The sequence below is a fragment of the Octadecabacter dasysiphoniae genome (genome assembly GCF_021532615.1).
Taxonomy (GTDB): domain Bacteria; phylum Pseudomonadota; class Alphaproteobacteria; order Rhodobacterales; family Rhodobacteraceae; genus Octadecabacter; species Octadecabacter dasysiphoniae.
The window spans coordinates 1-14,711 of record NZ_JAKGAQ010000005.1 but is presented as its reverse complement, the minus strand read 5'-3'; the positions used below and the strand labels follow the sequence as shown (position 1 = coordinate 14,711).

The 14,711-nt window shown below is 59.8% G+C and carries 14 protein-coding genes; 7 read left to right on the top strand and 7 right to left on the bottom strand.

The annotated features are described in order from the left end of the window. Positions 1-33: 33 nt before the first annotated feature. From lptF to rsmA, 6 genes are read left to right on the top strand one after another with little or no spacing between them, the layout of a single operon-like run. The gene (gene lptF / locus L0664_RS16360; RefSeq protein ID WP_235226977.1) at positions 34-1,170 is read left to right on the top strand and encodes an LPS export ABC transporter permease LptF; all 1,137 of its coding nucleotides are present in this window, start codon (positions 34-36) and stop codon (positions 1,168-1,170) included. After that, entirely contained in the window at positions 1,167-2,261 is a 1,095-nt protein-coding gene (lptG, locus tag L0664_RS16355; RefSeq protein ID WP_235226976.1) for an LPS export ABC transporter permease LptG, read from the top strand. Before lptF ends, lptG begins: the two co-directional genes overlap by 4 nt. Continuing rightward, positions 2,258-4,372, top strand: coding sequence for an LPS-assembly protein LptD (locus L0664_RS16350; protein WP_235226975.1), 2,115 nt, complete (start codon positions 2,258-2,260; stop codon positions 4,370-4,372). The genes lptG and L0664_RS16350 overlap by 4 nt, the downstream gene beginning before the upstream one ends. A 34-nt stretch (positions 4,373-4,406) precedes the next feature. Further along, a complete protein-coding gene (locus L0664_RS16345; RefSeq protein ID WP_235226974.1) occupies positions 4,407-5,612 on the top strand; it encodes a peptidylprolyl isomerase in 1,206 nt (401 codons plus the stop codon). Positions 5,613-5,621: 9 nt separating this feature from the next. Then, the gene (pdxA, locus tag L0664_RS16340; protein ID WP_235226973.1) at positions 5,622-6,581 is read left to right on the top strand and encodes a 4-hydroxythreonine-4-phosphate dehydrogenase PdxA; all 960 of its coding nucleotides are present in this window, start codon (positions 5,622-5,624) and stop codon (positions 6,579-6,581) included. A 57-nt stretch (positions 6,582-6,638) separates the two neighbouring features. Beyond that, complete coding sequence (gene rsmA / locus L0664_RS16335) at positions 6,639-7,481, top strand: 16S rRNA (adenine(1518)-N(6)/adenine(1519)-N(6))-dimethyltransferase RsmA (protein WP_235226972.1); 843 nt, start codon at positions 6,639-6,641, stop codon at positions 7,479-7,481. 54 nt (positions 7,482-7,535) lie between these two features. On the opposite strand, the gene L0664_RS16330 is transcribed toward rsmA, so the two are convergent. The 7 genes from L0664_RS16330 to L0664_RS16300 form a co-directional block, all read right to left on the bottom strand. Further along, a complete protein-coding gene (locus tag L0664_RS16330) occupies positions 7,536-8,039 on the bottom strand; it encodes a DUF4167 domain-containing protein (protein WP_235226971.1) in 504 nt (167 codons plus the stop codon). 194 nt (positions 8,040-8,233) lie between these two features. After that, positions 8,234-9,100, bottom strand: a complete 867-nt coding sequence (gene prmC, locus L0664_RS16325) for a peptide chain release factor N(5)-glutamine methyltransferase (RefSeq protein WP_235226970.1) — start codon at positions 9,098-9,100, stop codon at positions 8,234-8,236. Next, entirely contained in the window at positions 9,097-10,152 is a 1,056-nt protein-coding gene (prfA, locus tag L0664_RS16320) for a peptide chain release factor 1 (RefSeq protein ID WP_235226969.1), read from the bottom strand. The genes prmC and prfA overlap by 4 nt, the downstream gene beginning before the upstream one ends. Further along, positions 10,149-10,619, bottom strand: a complete 471-nt coding sequence (locus tag L0664_RS16315) for a DUF1499 domain-containing protein (protein WP_235226968.1) — start codon at positions 10,617-10,619, stop codon at positions 10,149-10,151. Before L0664_RS16315 ends, prfA begins: the two co-directional genes overlap by 4 nt. Beyond that, the gene (speB, locus tag L0664_RS16310; RefSeq protein WP_235226967.1) at positions 10,620-11,567 is read right to left on the bottom strand and encodes an agmatinase; all 948 of its coding nucleotides are present in this window, start codon (positions 11,565-11,567) and stop codon (positions 10,620-10,622) included. Beyond that, positions 11,564-12,523: an agmatinase gene (speB, locus tag L0664_RS16305; RefSeq protein WP_235226966.1), complete on the bottom strand. Its 960-nt coding sequence runs from the start codon at positions 12,521-12,523 to the stop codon at positions 11,564-11,566. Before speB (L0664_RS16305) ends, speB (L0664_RS16310) begins: the two co-directional genes overlap by 4 nt. Continuing rightward, positions 12,523-13,692 (bottom strand): M20 aminoacylase family protein, encoded by a 1,170-nt coding sequence (locus L0664_RS16300; RefSeq protein WP_235226965.1) that lies wholly within the window; start codon positions 13,690-13,692, stop codon positions 12,523-12,525. The genes speB (L0664_RS16305) and L0664_RS16300 overlap by 1 nt, the downstream gene beginning before the upstream one ends. A 60-nt stretch (positions 13,693-13,752) precedes the next feature. Here L0664_RS16300 and mazG point away from each other — a divergent pair, with 60 nt between their 5' ends. Next, positions 13,753-14,592, top strand: a complete 840-nt coding sequence (gene mazG, locus L0664_RS16295) for a nucleoside triphosphate pyrophosphohydrolase (RefSeq protein WP_235226964.1) — start codon at positions 13,753-13,755, stop codon at positions 14,590-14,592. Positions 14,593-14,711: the final 119 nt, after the last annotated feature.

Here is a 14,711-nt window from a genome sequence, read left to right as displayed (position 1 = left end):
CAAGGCGACATCAATCAAGGGGGGATGCAACGCGTGGCGCGATTTGATCGCTATATGCTCGGGCAACTCCTGACGTTGTTCGGCTTTTTCTCGTTGATCCTGGTGCTTGTCTACTGGATCAACCGTGCCGTGCGTTTGTTTGACAGCCTGATTGCAGATGGCCAATCGGCTTGGGTGTTCTTGGAACTCACGTCCCTGTCGCTCCCGGGATTGATCCGCATTGTGCTGCCTTTGTCGGCGTTTGTCGCGGCTGTTTACGTCACCAATCGTATGTCAGCGGAATCAGAACTGACGGTGGTACAGGCCACGGGGTATTCCCCCTTTCGCCTTGCCCGCCCTGTCATCTATTTTGGCGCGATTGTCGCGCTGCTTATGACCATCCTGACCCATGTCCTTGTCCCGCTGTCCTCTGAACGGTTGACCCTTCGGTCAGACGAAATTGCGCAAAACCTCACGGCGGGGCTTTTGACACCAGGTGAATTTCTGACCCCGACAGACGGCATCACGTTTTACATCCGCGAAATCTCTCAATCTGGCGAACTTCTTGATATTTTTATATCCGAGGGCAGCAGCCCGGACCGCCGTGTCACCTACACCGCATCGCGCGCCTACCTCGTGCGCAACGACAACGGCCCGCAATTGGTGATGGTCAACGGATTGACCCAGACCCTCAGCCTCGACACAGGGCGTCTGTCCACCACCGGGTTTGAAAACCTTGTCTATGACATCGGATCACTGATGTCGGACACAGGTGAAAAGGCACGCGCCCTCAGCGCCTTGATGAGCTGGGATCTATGGTTCCCCACCCCCGAACTTCTGGCACAAAGCGATCAAAGCACCGCACAACTGCGCCTTATGGTTCATGATCGCATCGCACAGGCCGCCTTGGGGTTTGTCGCAGGTCTTATCGGGTTCTGCGCCTTGGTGGCGGGCGGGTTCAGCCGCTTTGGCCTGTGGCGCAACATTCTGTTCGCCGTATTGCTTCTTGTGTTGCTGAAAGCACTGGAAACGGTGGGGGCGGGCATCGCCACCCAGACACCCGCGCTTTGGCCCTTGATGTATCTTGCGTCCCTCAGCGGGGTGGCGGCCTGTGTCGCCCTTCTGTACGTGTCCCAGCGCCCTTATTTCTTCAAACGCAAGCCAAAGCCCTTCACAGGGGTCATGTCATGATCCTGCATCGCTATTTCGCCCGCCGTTTCACGTGGACCTTTCTGGCAACCCTCGGCGGGTTCTTTTTGCTGATGGTGCTGGTTGATCTGGTGGAACAGCTGCGCCGCTACGGGGGGGATGCGCCGTTCGGGGATGTGCTCCAACTTAGCCTGTTGAACCTGCCCGGCGGTCTTTACGGGATCATGCCGCTGATTATGGTGCTGGCGACACTGGCGATGTTTCTGGGCCTGTCGCGGTCCTCTGAAATGGTGGTCACGCGGGCGGCGGGGCGATCTGCGTTGCGCGCCTTGTCTGCCCCCCTCGTGGTGACAGCCCTTATTGGCGCCATCACTGTCGGTGTGTTCAACCCCATCGTTGCCGCCACCTCAAAGGAATTCGAAACCCGCGAGGCCACGCTGCGGTCAGGCGCGCCATCGGTCTTATCGATTTCAGGCAACGGGTTGTGGTTGCGTCAAGGCAACGACAGCAGCCAGACCGTGATCCGCGCGAATGGCACCAACCTTGATGGCACCGAACTTGCGGGGGTGACGTTCATCACCTTCACACCGGAAGGCGGCCCCACACGCCGGATCGAAGCGGCCTTTGCCCGCCTCACCCCCGGTGCATGGGATTTGATTGACGCGAAAGCCTGGCCCCTGGATGGCACTGGCGTCGCTGAGGCCCGCGCCACCACCCATTCCAGCCTGCGCGTCCCCTCCACTCTCACGGCCGATGAAATCCGCGACAGCTTTGGCGATCCGTCCTCAATACCAATATGGGAACTTCCGGCCTTCATCGACCGCCTTGAGGTCGCGGGCTTTTCCGCCACCCGCCATGAGGTCTGGTTCCAGATGGAACTGGCCCTGCCCGCCTTTCTGGTCGCCATGGTGCTGATCGGTGCGGGCTTTACCATGCGTCACCAACGCGGCGGGCGCACGGGTGTCATGGTCTTATCGGCCATTCTGATCTGTTTTGCCCTGTTCTTCTTGCGCAACTTCGCGCAAATCTTAGGCGAGAACGGGCAAATCCCTGCCCTTCTGGCCGCTTGGGCCCCACCGCTTGCGGCGATCGGTGGTTCACTTGGTCTGCTTTTGCATCTGGAGGACGGATGATCCGGCACTTACTGGCAGCCCTCCTGACGCTGCTGCCCTTCATGGCCCACGCCCAAGCCGCCGCAACGCTGGTGGCGGACAATGTGTTCATCCCCGCCGGCGGGCAATCCTTGGTGGCCGAAGGCAACGTTGAGGTCTTCTTTGACGGCACCCGCCTGTCCGCGCGCCGCATCACGTTTGATCAGGCCAGTGACCGCCTGATCATTGATGGCCCCGTCTTTATCGTCGGCGCGGACGGCACGATCTTTTCCGCCGATGCCGCGTCGCTTGATCCGCAACTGGAAAACGGCATTCTGCGCGGCGCCCGTCTGGTGCTGGATGAACAATTGCAATTGGCCGCCAACCGGATTGACCGCGTTGATGGGCGCTACACCCAGCTTTATCAGGTCGCGGCCACGTCTTGTCATATCTGTGCGGACGGTGAAACACCGCTATGGGAAATCCGCGCCCGCCGCGTGATCCATGACACTGACGAACAGCAGCTTTATTTTGACGATGCCACCTTCCGCGTCATGGGCGTGCCGATCTTCTATCTGCCCCGCATGCGTCTGCCCGATCCAACGCTTGAACGCGCCACAGGTCTGCTGACGCCAAGCCTGCGCAACACCGACAACCTCGGGATCGGGATAAAACTTCCGTATTTCATTCGCCTTGGTGATCACCGGGACCTCACGATAACGCCCTACCTGTCGACCTCAACCACCACCCTCGAAGCGGCGTATCGTCAGGCCTATGTGCGTGGTGAAATCGCGATTGAAGGCGCGGTGACCCGCGATGACCTAAAGGACGGCACCCGCGCCTACCTGTTTGCCGATGGTATTTTCGACCTCGGCGATGACGTAAAGCTGCGCTTTGACATCGAATACACATCCGATGACGCCTACCTGCTCGAATACGACTACTCAGACAAAGACCGCCTCGACAGCGAGATTTCGTTCGAACGCGTCCGCGACCGCGACATGACGCTGGCCTCCATGACCTATTATTCCTCCCTGCGTGACGGCGAACAATCGGAAACCCTGCCCCCCTTGCTGGCGGATATATCTTGGGAACGGCGCACCACACCGGAATGGGGCGGCACATGGACTTTCACGACAGACATGCAATCCCATTACCGTGAAACATCCGTGCCCCGCACCGCCACGGACCTCGAAGGGCGCGATGTGGCCCGCGTCGGGGCTGGCACCCAGTGGTATGGCAACACCGTCACGGACCTTGGCGTGGTGGTTGACGGCACGCTGGGCTTTAACATCGATTACTACAATGTCAGCGACGACAACCTGATCGATGACACGTTCCGCAGCACCGTTTATGGCCAGACAACCCTGCGCTACCCGCTAATGCGCAAATCCGAACGCGCAACCCACACCATCGAACCCGTCGTGCAGCTTGCGTGGTCGGCAGTGGATGGGGACGCGGTTGAAAACGAAGACAGCAGCGCGATTGAATTTGACCAAGCCAACCTTTTGTCCATCTCTCGCTTTTCGGGCGAAGACGCCGTCGAAGAAGGCCTGCGCGCTGCCGTTGGCCTGACGTGGACACGCATGGGCCAATCGGGTTGGGACAGCACCATGACAGTGGGCCGTGTCTTTCGCGATGAAGAAGACACCAATTTCTCGACCAGCTCAGGCCTTGGCAGCACCGCGTCCGATTGGCTGATCGGCGGACAATTGCGCACGCCAAACGGCCTTTATCTGGACAGCCGCCTAATCGTCAGCAGCGGATTTGACATCACCAAAACCGAAACACGCGCAGGCTGGTCCGGTGACAACCTCGACCTCACGGCAAGCTATATCTATCTGCCTGCAGATCTGGACGAAGACCGCGCCGATGACGTTGGTGAACTCGCCTTTGATACCACCTACCGCTTTGATAGCATTTGGTCCGTCGGCGTTGATGCGCGCTATGATGTTCTGGCAGATGAACCCACGTCAGCGGGGCTGGACATCGGCTGGCAGAACGAATGTGTGGCCGTCGATTTTTCGGTGTCGCGCACGTTCTCGTCTTCCACTACAGTTACCGCAAGCACGGATTTCGGGCTGTCTGTGTCGCTGAACGGCTTTAGCGCCGCAGGCACCACAAACGCCGCCCCGCACCGTTGTACGAATTGACCACGACCCGAGCAGATAAAAAACGAGGATTCCAATGCGCGCACTGATTTCAGCGATTGCCACAACACTGGCCCTGATGTCGCCCAGCTTTGCTGTGGCCCAATTTGCCCCCGCAATTGTCGTCAACGATTCCGTTGTCAGCGAATTCGAAATCAACCAGCGGATCGAGATGCTCGAAGTGTTCCGCACCCCCGGCAATCTGCAACAGATCGCGACAGATCAATTGATCGAAGACCGCCTGAAACTTGAGGCGCTGAACGACGCAGGATTGCGCATCACCGACGAAGGCCTGCGCGGCGCAATGGGTGAATTTGCCGGCCGTGCGAATTTGGAACTCGACCAGTTTATCACTGTGCTGGGCCAATCTGGCGTGTCCGAAGAAACCTTTCGCGATTTCGTGCGCGTCAATGTCAGCTGGCGCGACTACATCCGCTCGCGCTTTTCGGACCGCGCCCAAATCTCTGAGGCAGAGATTGATCAGGCCTTGGGCCAATCCAGCGGATCATCCGGCATCGAAGTTCTGCTGAACGAAATTATCATCGCAGCACCGCCACCACGCGCCGCCGCCGCGCTGGCCACAGCACAGCGCATCTCGCAGATCACCTCGACCTCCGCGTTTGAGGGGGAAGCCCGCCGCGTCTCGGCGTTGCCCTCGCGCACACGGGGCGGACGCCTCGATTGGTTGCCGATTGCCAACTACCCGCCAGCCCTGCGCAGTCTCTTGCTTGATCTCGCACCCGGTGAGGTCACGGACCCGATCCCGATCACCAATGGCGTCGCCCTGTTCCAGATGCGCGGCGTGCGCGAAGTCACGCAAGCCGCACCAGAACCTGCCGCGATTGAATATGCTGCCTTCTACATCGCGGGCGGCCTCAGCGAACGCGCCCTGAACGAAGCGCGCCGTATCGACGGGCGTGTGGACACCTGCGATGATCTATACGGAGAAGCCCGCGGCCTTCCCGAAGACCAGCTTCAACGCGACGTTCTGCCCCCCGCCGAAATCCCGCAAGACGTGGCGATGGTTCTTGCCACGCTTGATCCGGGCGAAGCAAACTATTCACTCACCCGCTCGAACGGGGACACGCTGGTGTTCTTGATGATGTGTGGCCGCACGCCGTCCCTGGGCGAAGGGGTTGATCGTGAAACGGTCCGCAACCAGCTGCGTTCCCAGCGGCTGAGCACCTTCGCAGATGCGCTGCTGGCGGACCTGCGCGCCGCTGCGACGATCACCTTCCCGTAAGCCGAACAGATGAAACCCATCGCCATCAGCTGCGGCGAACCCGCAGGCATCGGCCCTGAAATCGCCGTGGCCGCATGGAACGCCGTGGGGCGCGATATCCCCATGGTCTGGATCGGCGACCCGACCCATTTGCCAGACGGCACCGATTGGCAGGCCGTCACGACCGCCGCAGACGCCGCAACCGCCACCGCCTTTCCGGTTTTACCACGCGATTTCGGCGCACCGCGTGTGCCCGGCACCCCAAACCCCGCCCACGCCCAAGGCGTGATTGATGCCATCGCCGATGCCGTGGCACTCGTGCAATCGGGTGACGCCAGTGCGGTCTGCACCGCCCCGATCCACAAACAGGCGCTGATCGATGGCGCCGATTTCGCCTACCCCGGTCACACGGAATACCTCGCCGCACTGGCGGGGCGCGATCATGTGGTCATGATGCTGGCCTGCGATCTGCTGCGCGTCGTACCCGCCACGATCCACATACCGCTGGCGCAGGTCGCCGACCAACTGTCTGCCGCCACCCTGACCGACACAATCCTGATCACCCACGCCGCGCTCAAACGCGATTTTGGCATCGCCCAACCACGCCTTGCCGTAGCGGGCTTGAACCCCCACGCAGGCGAAGGCGGCAAAATGGGCATGGAAGAAATCGAAATGATCACCCCGACGCTGGACGCCCTGCGCGCCGAAGGGTTCGACATTGCAGGACCGCTGTCCGCCGATACCATGTTCCACCCGGCGGCCCGCGCGCGCTATGATGCCGCCATTTGCATGTACCACGATCAGGCCCTTATCCCGATCAAGACGCTGGACTTTTCGGGTGGTGTGAACGTCACACTGGGTCTGCCCTTTGTGCGCACGTCGCCCGATCACGGCACTGCCTTTGATATCGCTGGCCAAGGCATAGCCGACGCCACTTCCATGATCGCCGCACTGAAAATGGCCGCGAACATGGGACAGGCACGGGCATGACGACCAACAGACCCTCCGGGGGGAGTTTTTTTGGCCAGGTGAACCAGGGGCGCAGATATGAGTATTGACCACCTTCCGTCCCTCAAGCAGGTCATCGACACCCACGGGTTGGCGGCGAAAAAATCGCTTGGTCAGAACTTCTTGCTCGATCTCAACCTCACTGCGAAAATCGCACGCCTGTCGGGGCGAAACGACGATCATGACGTTCTTGAAATCGGCCCCGGGCCGGGCGGGCTGACACGGGGCCTTTTGGCCGAAGGCGCACGCCGCGTCCTTGCCATCGAAAAGGACGAACGCTGCCTGCCCGCATTGGCCGAGATCGAAACCGCCTATCCGGACCGCCTGAAGGTGATGCTGGGGGATGCCCTTGACATCAATCCGCGGGATCATCTGACGCCGCCCATCCGCGTGGCTGCCAATCTGCCCTATAATATCGGCACCGAATTGCTGGTGCGCTGGCTGACCCCCCCTGAATGGCCCCCCTTCTGGGACAGCCTCACGCTGATGTTTCAACGCGAAGTCGCACAGCGTATTACCGCAGAACCGGGGTCAAAGGCCTACGGGCGCCTTGCGGTGCTGGCGCAGTGGCGCACAGACGCGACAATCGTGATGAACCTCCCGCCCGAAGCATTTTCGCCGCCGCCCAAAGTCTCGAGCGCGGTGGTGCATCTAACAGCCCTGCCCGCCCCACGCTTTCCGGCGGACGCCAAAATGCTGCAACACGTGACCGCAACCGCGTTCAACCAACGCCGCAAAATGCTGCGCTCGTCCCTTAAGGGGCTGACACCGGACATCGAAGACCACCTGAACGCCGCAGGGATCAAACCCACAGAACGCGCCGAACAGATCGACGTTGAAGGTTTCTGCGCATTGGCCCGCAGCCTGAGCACACAAACCTGACCCAAACGAAAAAGGCCCCCGTCACCGAGGGCCTTTTGAAATTACTCTGCGAACTTACTCTGCCGCTTCTGGCGCTTCGCCGCCCTCTGGGGGCTGATCGGGGCGCACTTTGGGTTTGCGGGTGCGCCGTTTCTTGGGCGCTGTTTCTTCGGGTGTTTCAACCAGACCGGTATCGCCAGCCTCGGCCTCAACGGGTGCTGCGGCGGCGGCTTCTTCTTGCGCCTTCAGGCGTTCCTGGCGTTCGCGGTCCCGCTCTGCTTGGCGGTCGCGGTTCTGCTTTTCTTGTTCTTCGCGCTTGGCGTCGATCTCTTTTTGGGCCTCGGCCAGCATCCGCGTGTAATGCTCTGCGTGTTGGGCAAAGTTTTCGGCGTTCACGCGGTCATTGCTCAGGATCGCATCGCGGTGCAGCTGCGTGTATTTTTCAACAACCTGCTGGGGCGTTCCACGCACCTTGCCTTCGGGCCCGGAGCTGTCGAAGACGCGGTTGACGATGTTGCCACCCGACGGGCGGTTGTTGTTACGGTTCTTGTTCCGCGAACGCGATCGTGAAGATTTCATAAAGGAAGCAGCCTGTTTTCTCTGTCGCAGCCCGACCCCACCTCATGCGGGACCTATCAAATACGCGGCTTGCGATGTTCTGGCGTGTGTCGAATGAGGGGCCAAGTGGCCCAGCTCCGTCCGACACCTATGACTATGCCGTCAAAGACGTTAATCGCAAGTAGATTCTATGTAACTTCCTGCAAAACAGCCCATTAAAGCGGCTTTTGGCCCACAACAACGCGATCGCGCCCATCCAGATCGCGGCGAATCCCGACCGCCACCAGCCCCGCGGCCCTAAACATCTGCGCCACCTGCCCTGCTTGAGTCGGCCCGATTTCCACCATCAACCACCCGCCCGCGTTCAAATGCGCACCCGCCCCGTCCGCAAGAATGCGGTAACACGACAACCCGTCGCCCCCATCCGTGAGGGCAATGCGCGGTTCAAACGACAATTCCGGCGCCAGCGTGGGCATCTCGTCTTCTGCGATATAGGGGGGATTTGACACGATAAGATCAAATGTGCCGTCGACCCCTTCAAACCAATCGGATTGGACAAGTACGCAGCGCTCATAAACGCCAATCGCCATGACATTTTGCGCCGCAACCTCAAGCGCGGCCTCAGACACATCCGCCCCCACGCCCGTTGCCCCTGACCGATCCGCCAACACAGAAATCAAAATGCAACCGGACCCTGTTCCAAGGTCAAGCACCCGCGCAAACGGAACCTCAAGCGCAGCCTGCACAAGGGTTTCCGTATCGGGCCGCGGATCAAGCACGTCTTTGGTGACAACAAAGCTGTGTTTCCAAAAATCACGCGTGCCCAGAATATGCGCCATCGGTTCGCGCGCCCGGCGGCGTTCACACAGGGCGATATAGCGGTCCATCGTCGCTGCATCAAAATCCGCCCGCGTTAGATTGTGCAATTCACGGCCCGTCGCCTGAACCAGCAACACTTTCGCCTCGCGATCCGGGTTGGACGCAAATTCAAGGTATTGCCGCCCCAACCGCACCGCCAAAGCAATGGCATGTTCATCCGAATGGGCCGCCAACACCCCCGCCAGATCGACGGGCAATGTCACCCGCCCATCTCCGCCAGTGCGGTGGCTTGGGCGTCCTGGATCAACCCGTCGATCACCTCGTCCAGATCGCCCTGCATCACCTGATCCAGCTTATACAGTGTCAGGTTAATCCGGTGATCCGTCACGCGCCCTTGGGGGAAATTATAGGTGCGGATGCGTTCTGAGCGATCCCCCGATCCCACCTGACTGGCACGATCCGCGCTTCGTTCGTCATGTAGTTTCTGGCGTTCCGCATCATACAGCCGCGTCTTGAGAACCTGCATCGCGATCTCGCGGTTGCGGTGCTGGGATTTCTCGGAACTGGTCACAACAATCCCCGACGGCATGTGCGTGATCCGCACGGCTGAATCGGTGGTGTTCACGTGCTGCCCGCCCGATCCGGACGCGCGCATCGTATCAATACGGATGTCATTGGCGTTGATCTGAATGTCCACATCTTCGGCCTCGGGCATCACCGCCACCGTCGCCGCCGATGTGTGGATACGCCCGCCGCTTTCGGTTTCAGGCACACGCTGAACACGGTGCACACCGCTTTCATGTTTCATGCGCGCAAAGACGTTTGATCCCGCCACCCGCGCCGTGACCTCCTTGATCCCGCCAAGCTCGGATTGTGATTCTTCAAGAATTTCGAACTTCCAGCCCATGTTTTCGGCGTACTTCTGATACATTCGCAACAAATCGCCGGCAAACAACGCCGCTTCGTCGCCACCGGTTCCGGGGCGGATTTCCACCAGCGCGGGCTTACCATCTGCTGCATCGCGCGGGATCAGCGCCAGCTTTACGGCCTGTTCCGCGTCCGGCAACCGTTCGCGCAGGTCTGGCAATTCCATCTCTGCCAGTTCTTTCATTTCGGGGTCGGCCAGCATGGCTTCGGCACCCTCGATCTCGGCCACCAGCTCCTGATAGCTGCGCACGACCTCAACCACAGGTCGAAGCTCCGCGTATTCGCGGCTGACGGCAACAAACTCGTCGCCGCCGAGGCCTTCGCCCATGCGGGCCTCAAGGAATTCGAACCGTTCGGTGATCTGCATCAGACGATCATTGGGGATCATTGCGCGTCCCTCACCGCTTGCCATTGCGACAGCCAATTTTCGATCCGCGCACGGTTCACGCCCAGATCCGCCTTGCCAAATCGCAGGCGGCTGTAAATCTGAACCGTGGACATTTCCGTCGTCAGCAACTGCGCCAACGTGACGGTCGTGTAATCGGGAAACCCCATCCAACGGGTCTGCGTTACGTAGGTAATTTTTTCATCCGCAACCGATCCCGCCAACACACGCGTGCGCGGCGTGGCGCGGATAATCTGATCAAGTGCGGCAAGTTCTGCGCGGCCATCCCCAACCAACGGGCGTTGCGCCACATGCGCACCCGCCGCCGGATAATCACCCGGTCCCATGACAGGCAGCTTGGGGTCGTGCCAAAACGCGACATCCGTCGGCGCAACGCGCACCCAGACCATCAGCACGACAACAGCCGCAACAAATCCGGCAAGGACGTAAAAGAACATAGAACCCCTCATTTATCGGTATTTAACACCGGGCAGAATGCTCAACATCTCGAACATGATATTGGCCCCCGTCAGCGCTGTGTTGCCCGTCGTATCATAGGGGGGCGAAACCTCAACCAGATCGCACCCGATGATGTTCAGCCCGCGCAAATTACGGATGAGCTCCATCGCTTGCATCGTCGTTAGGCCGCCAATCTCGGGCGTGCCGGTTCCGGGTGCAAAACTCGGGTCCAAACTGTCGATGTCATAGGTGATGTAACAAGGGTGATCCCCGATAGACGCCGCGATCTCTTTTCCCAACGTATCCAAAGGCTTGTGCCATAAAGATGATGCAAGTCGCTGATTAAATCCCCAATCCGCCGCCTCAGTAAAATCCTCAGCCGTGTAACCTGTACCGCGAAGACCGATTTGCCATACTTTTGAAGGCACTAGCAGGCCTTCTTCATACGCACGGCGAAACACGGTGCCATGGGTTTCACGCTCTCCGAACATCTCGTCGTTTACGTCGGCATGGGCGTCCACATGCACCAGTGCCACAGGTCCGTGTTTCTTCGCCATCGCCCGTAAGATCGGCAAAGTCAGGGAATGATCCCCGCCAAGGCCCATGGGGATTACGGGATGGTTTAAGATATCCTCGTAAGTGCTTTGAATAATGGACAAACTATCGGCTAGGTTAAACGTGTTGATCGCGATATCGCCAAGGTCCCCACATTGCAAACTGTCAAACGGCGCGGCCCCCGTCTGGATGTTATAGGGCCGGATCATCGCGCTTTCTTGGCGCAGTTGTTTGGGGCCGAACCGCGTGCCGGATCGCCAGCTGGTGCCGATATCCATGGGGATGCCGATAAACCCGACATCCAGCCCTTCAGCACTTGCGACGTCCGGCAGGCGCATAAACGTCTGAAGCCCGGCAAATCGCGCCAGATCATTGCCCGAAACCGGTTGGTTAAAATCGCTCATCGTTTTCCCCACAAATGCAGACAGCACAGCTCAAACGCGACATGCGCCCCCGCCACTGCCGTAATCCCACCGCTGTCGTAGGCGGGCGAAACCTCAACCACATCGCCGCCCACCATGTTGATCCCCGCAAGGCAGCGCAGCATCGCCGCCGCCTGCCAGCTGGCCAAACCACCCCAAACGGGCGTGCCCGTACCCGGTGCGAACGCAGGGTCCAGCGCGTCAATATCAAACGTCACATAGGTTGCACCGTCGCCGACAATTTCCTTGGCCCGCGCCACGGCCCAATCTGCGCCCTTTTCATGCACCGTGCGCGCATCGATGTATTCGATCCCGCAGTAATCTTCGCACTCGGTCCGTATCCCGATCTGAACCGATCGCGCAGGATCCACCAAGCCCAGCTTCACCGCCTTGTACATAAACGTGCCGTGATCAACGCGGTCCATATCGTCGTCCGCCCAAAGATCGGAATGTGCATCAAACTGGATCACCCCCACGGGGCCGTATTTTGCCGCATAGGCCCGCAATATCGGCAACGTGATGAAATGATCCCCGCCCAGCGTCACCGTGCCCACATCTTCGGCCAATATCGCGGCGATATGCGCCTCAATCGCCGCCGGAGTCCCCGCAACATTGGCATAATCAAACGCCAGATCACCGACATCCGCGATGGCAAAATCACCCAGCGGATCAAACCCCCAGCCATAGGGCGGATCATAGGGCTGCAACGTGGACGCCTCGCGGATCGCGCGCGGGCCAAACCGTGTGCCGGGGCGGTTGGTAACCGCCTGATCAAACGGCATGCCCGTCACAGCCAGATCAACGCCGCGCAAATCCTTGGTGTATTTGCGGCGCAAAAACGACGTCGCCCCGCCGAACGTATTTTCAAAGGCGCACCCCTTCAGGTCGTCCCGTGTGAATGCCAGATCGATCTGGCCCTTGGCATCGGTCAGCGCCATTACGCGTCCTCCAACGGCAATGCACGTTCCGCAAGGCGCGCAAAGAACGACGCGCCATAAGGGGCCGCCGCATCATCAAAATCATAATTGGGCTGGTGCAATCCTGCCGTATCGCCGTTGCCCACAAACAAATACGATCCTGGGCGCTTCTCCAGAAAATACGCAAAATCCTCCGCGCCCATTTCGCGTGTGGCGTCGTCCGTTACCATCCCTTCGGCCGCAACCTCGCGCGCGACCTGTGCGGCAAACGCCGTCGGCTCTGGCGTGTTGATCGTCGCCGGAAATCCTTCTTCGTAGCGCAGCGTGGCCTCAACGTTGAACGCCGCCGCCTGCCCGTCAACAATCTGCGCCATCCGCGCCTTCACCATGGCCTGCACCTTTTTGTCAAACGTGCGCACCGTGCCGCCCAGATAGGCGCTTTCGGGGATGATGTTGTCGGCCGTGCCCGCATGGATCATCGTCACTGACACCACCAGATCATCCAGTGCGCGGTGATTGCGCGACACAATCGTGCCCATGGCCTGCCCAATCGACAGCGCCGCGGGGATCGGATCACGCGTGTCCTGCGGATAGGCCCCGTGCCCGCCTTCCCCTTTGATATCAACGTGGAACGTATCAACCGCCGCCATGATCGGCCCCGGCGTGGTGTAAAACTGCCCCACGGGAACGTCCGGCATATTGTGCAGGGCGTAAACCTCGCGGATGTCGAACGTGTCCAACATCCCTTCTTGCACCATCAATTCCGCCCCGCCGCCGGTTTCCTCGGCGGGTTGGAAAATCAGCGCGATGCGCCCTTTGAAATTGCGGGTCTGCGCCAGATACCGCGCAGCGCCCAGCAACATCGTCGTGTGCCCGTCGTGCCCGCAAGCATGCATTTTTCCGGGGTTCAGGGATGCCCACGCTGCACCTGTCGTTTCCTCAATCGGCAGCGCGTCCATATCTGCGCGCAGGCCAATCGTCGGTCCGTCGCCTTGGCCGTTGATAATCGCGACGACCCCCGAAATCGCCACACCTTCATGGATTTCATCTACGCCGAATTCCCGCAACCGTTCAACCACATAGGCGGCGGTGTCATGGCACTGCTGGCCCAGTTCGGGATGCTGGTGCAGATATCTGCGCCACTGCGTCATGTCGTCGGCAAATGCAGCGATTGAGTTGATGACGGGCATGGCTGGACCTCGGGCTATGGGGACAATAGCCTAGTCTTACATCAAAGGAGCCGCCCCTCAATGCCTGACGACACGCTGATCCATTCCACCGATCCTGCCCGCCAGATGGATCGTCTTTTGGCGATCATGCGCGCCCTGCGCGATCCCGAAACCGGCTGCCCGTGGGACATCGAACAAACCTTCGCCACCATCGCGCCCTACACCATCGAAGAAGCATATGAGGTCGCGGATGCCATAGAACGCGGGGATATGGATGATCTGCGCGGTGAACTTGGCGATCTGCTGTTTCAATCCGTGTTCCATGCGCAAATGGCGGATGATGCGGGCGCGTTTAATTTCGCGGACGTGGCGCGCACAATGTCAGACAAAATGGTCGCGCGGCATCCCCATGTGTTCGGCGACGAATCGCGCGACAAATCCGTGGATCAACAAAGCGCTGATTGGGAAACGATCAAGGCCGCGGAACGTGCGGGGCGCGCAGAGGGCCGAACTCTCGATGGTGTCGCAATCGGCCTGCCCGCCCTGCTGCGCGCGTTAAAACTGCAAAAACGCGCCGCCCGCGTCGGTTTTGATTGGCCTGACGTCGGCCATGTCATCGATAAAATCGCTGAAGAAGCCGCCGAGGTGGTCGAAGCCCGCGATACCCTGTCCCACGACGCCCTAACCGAAGAAGTTGGCGATCTGCTGTTCGTGATGGCCAACCTCGCCCGTCACCTCAACGTGAACCCCGAAGACGCCCTGCGCGCCGCCAACGCCAAATTCCAGCGCCGGTTTGAAGGTGTTGAAGATGCGTTGGCGTTAGCAGGCAAAACCCCGGCCGACAGTGATCTGGAAGAAATGGACACGCTGTGGGATCAGGTGAAGGTGGCGGAAAAAGCGAAAGCGGAAACAGAAGCATAGTTTGCAATCACAGCGAAAGTCCGCTTTGAGCCCTAATTGACGAATGCTGCGAGACGCATGAACGGCGGCTTACAACAAATCGTCTTGAAAAATTCAAATCAATAGACGCCCGAAAACCG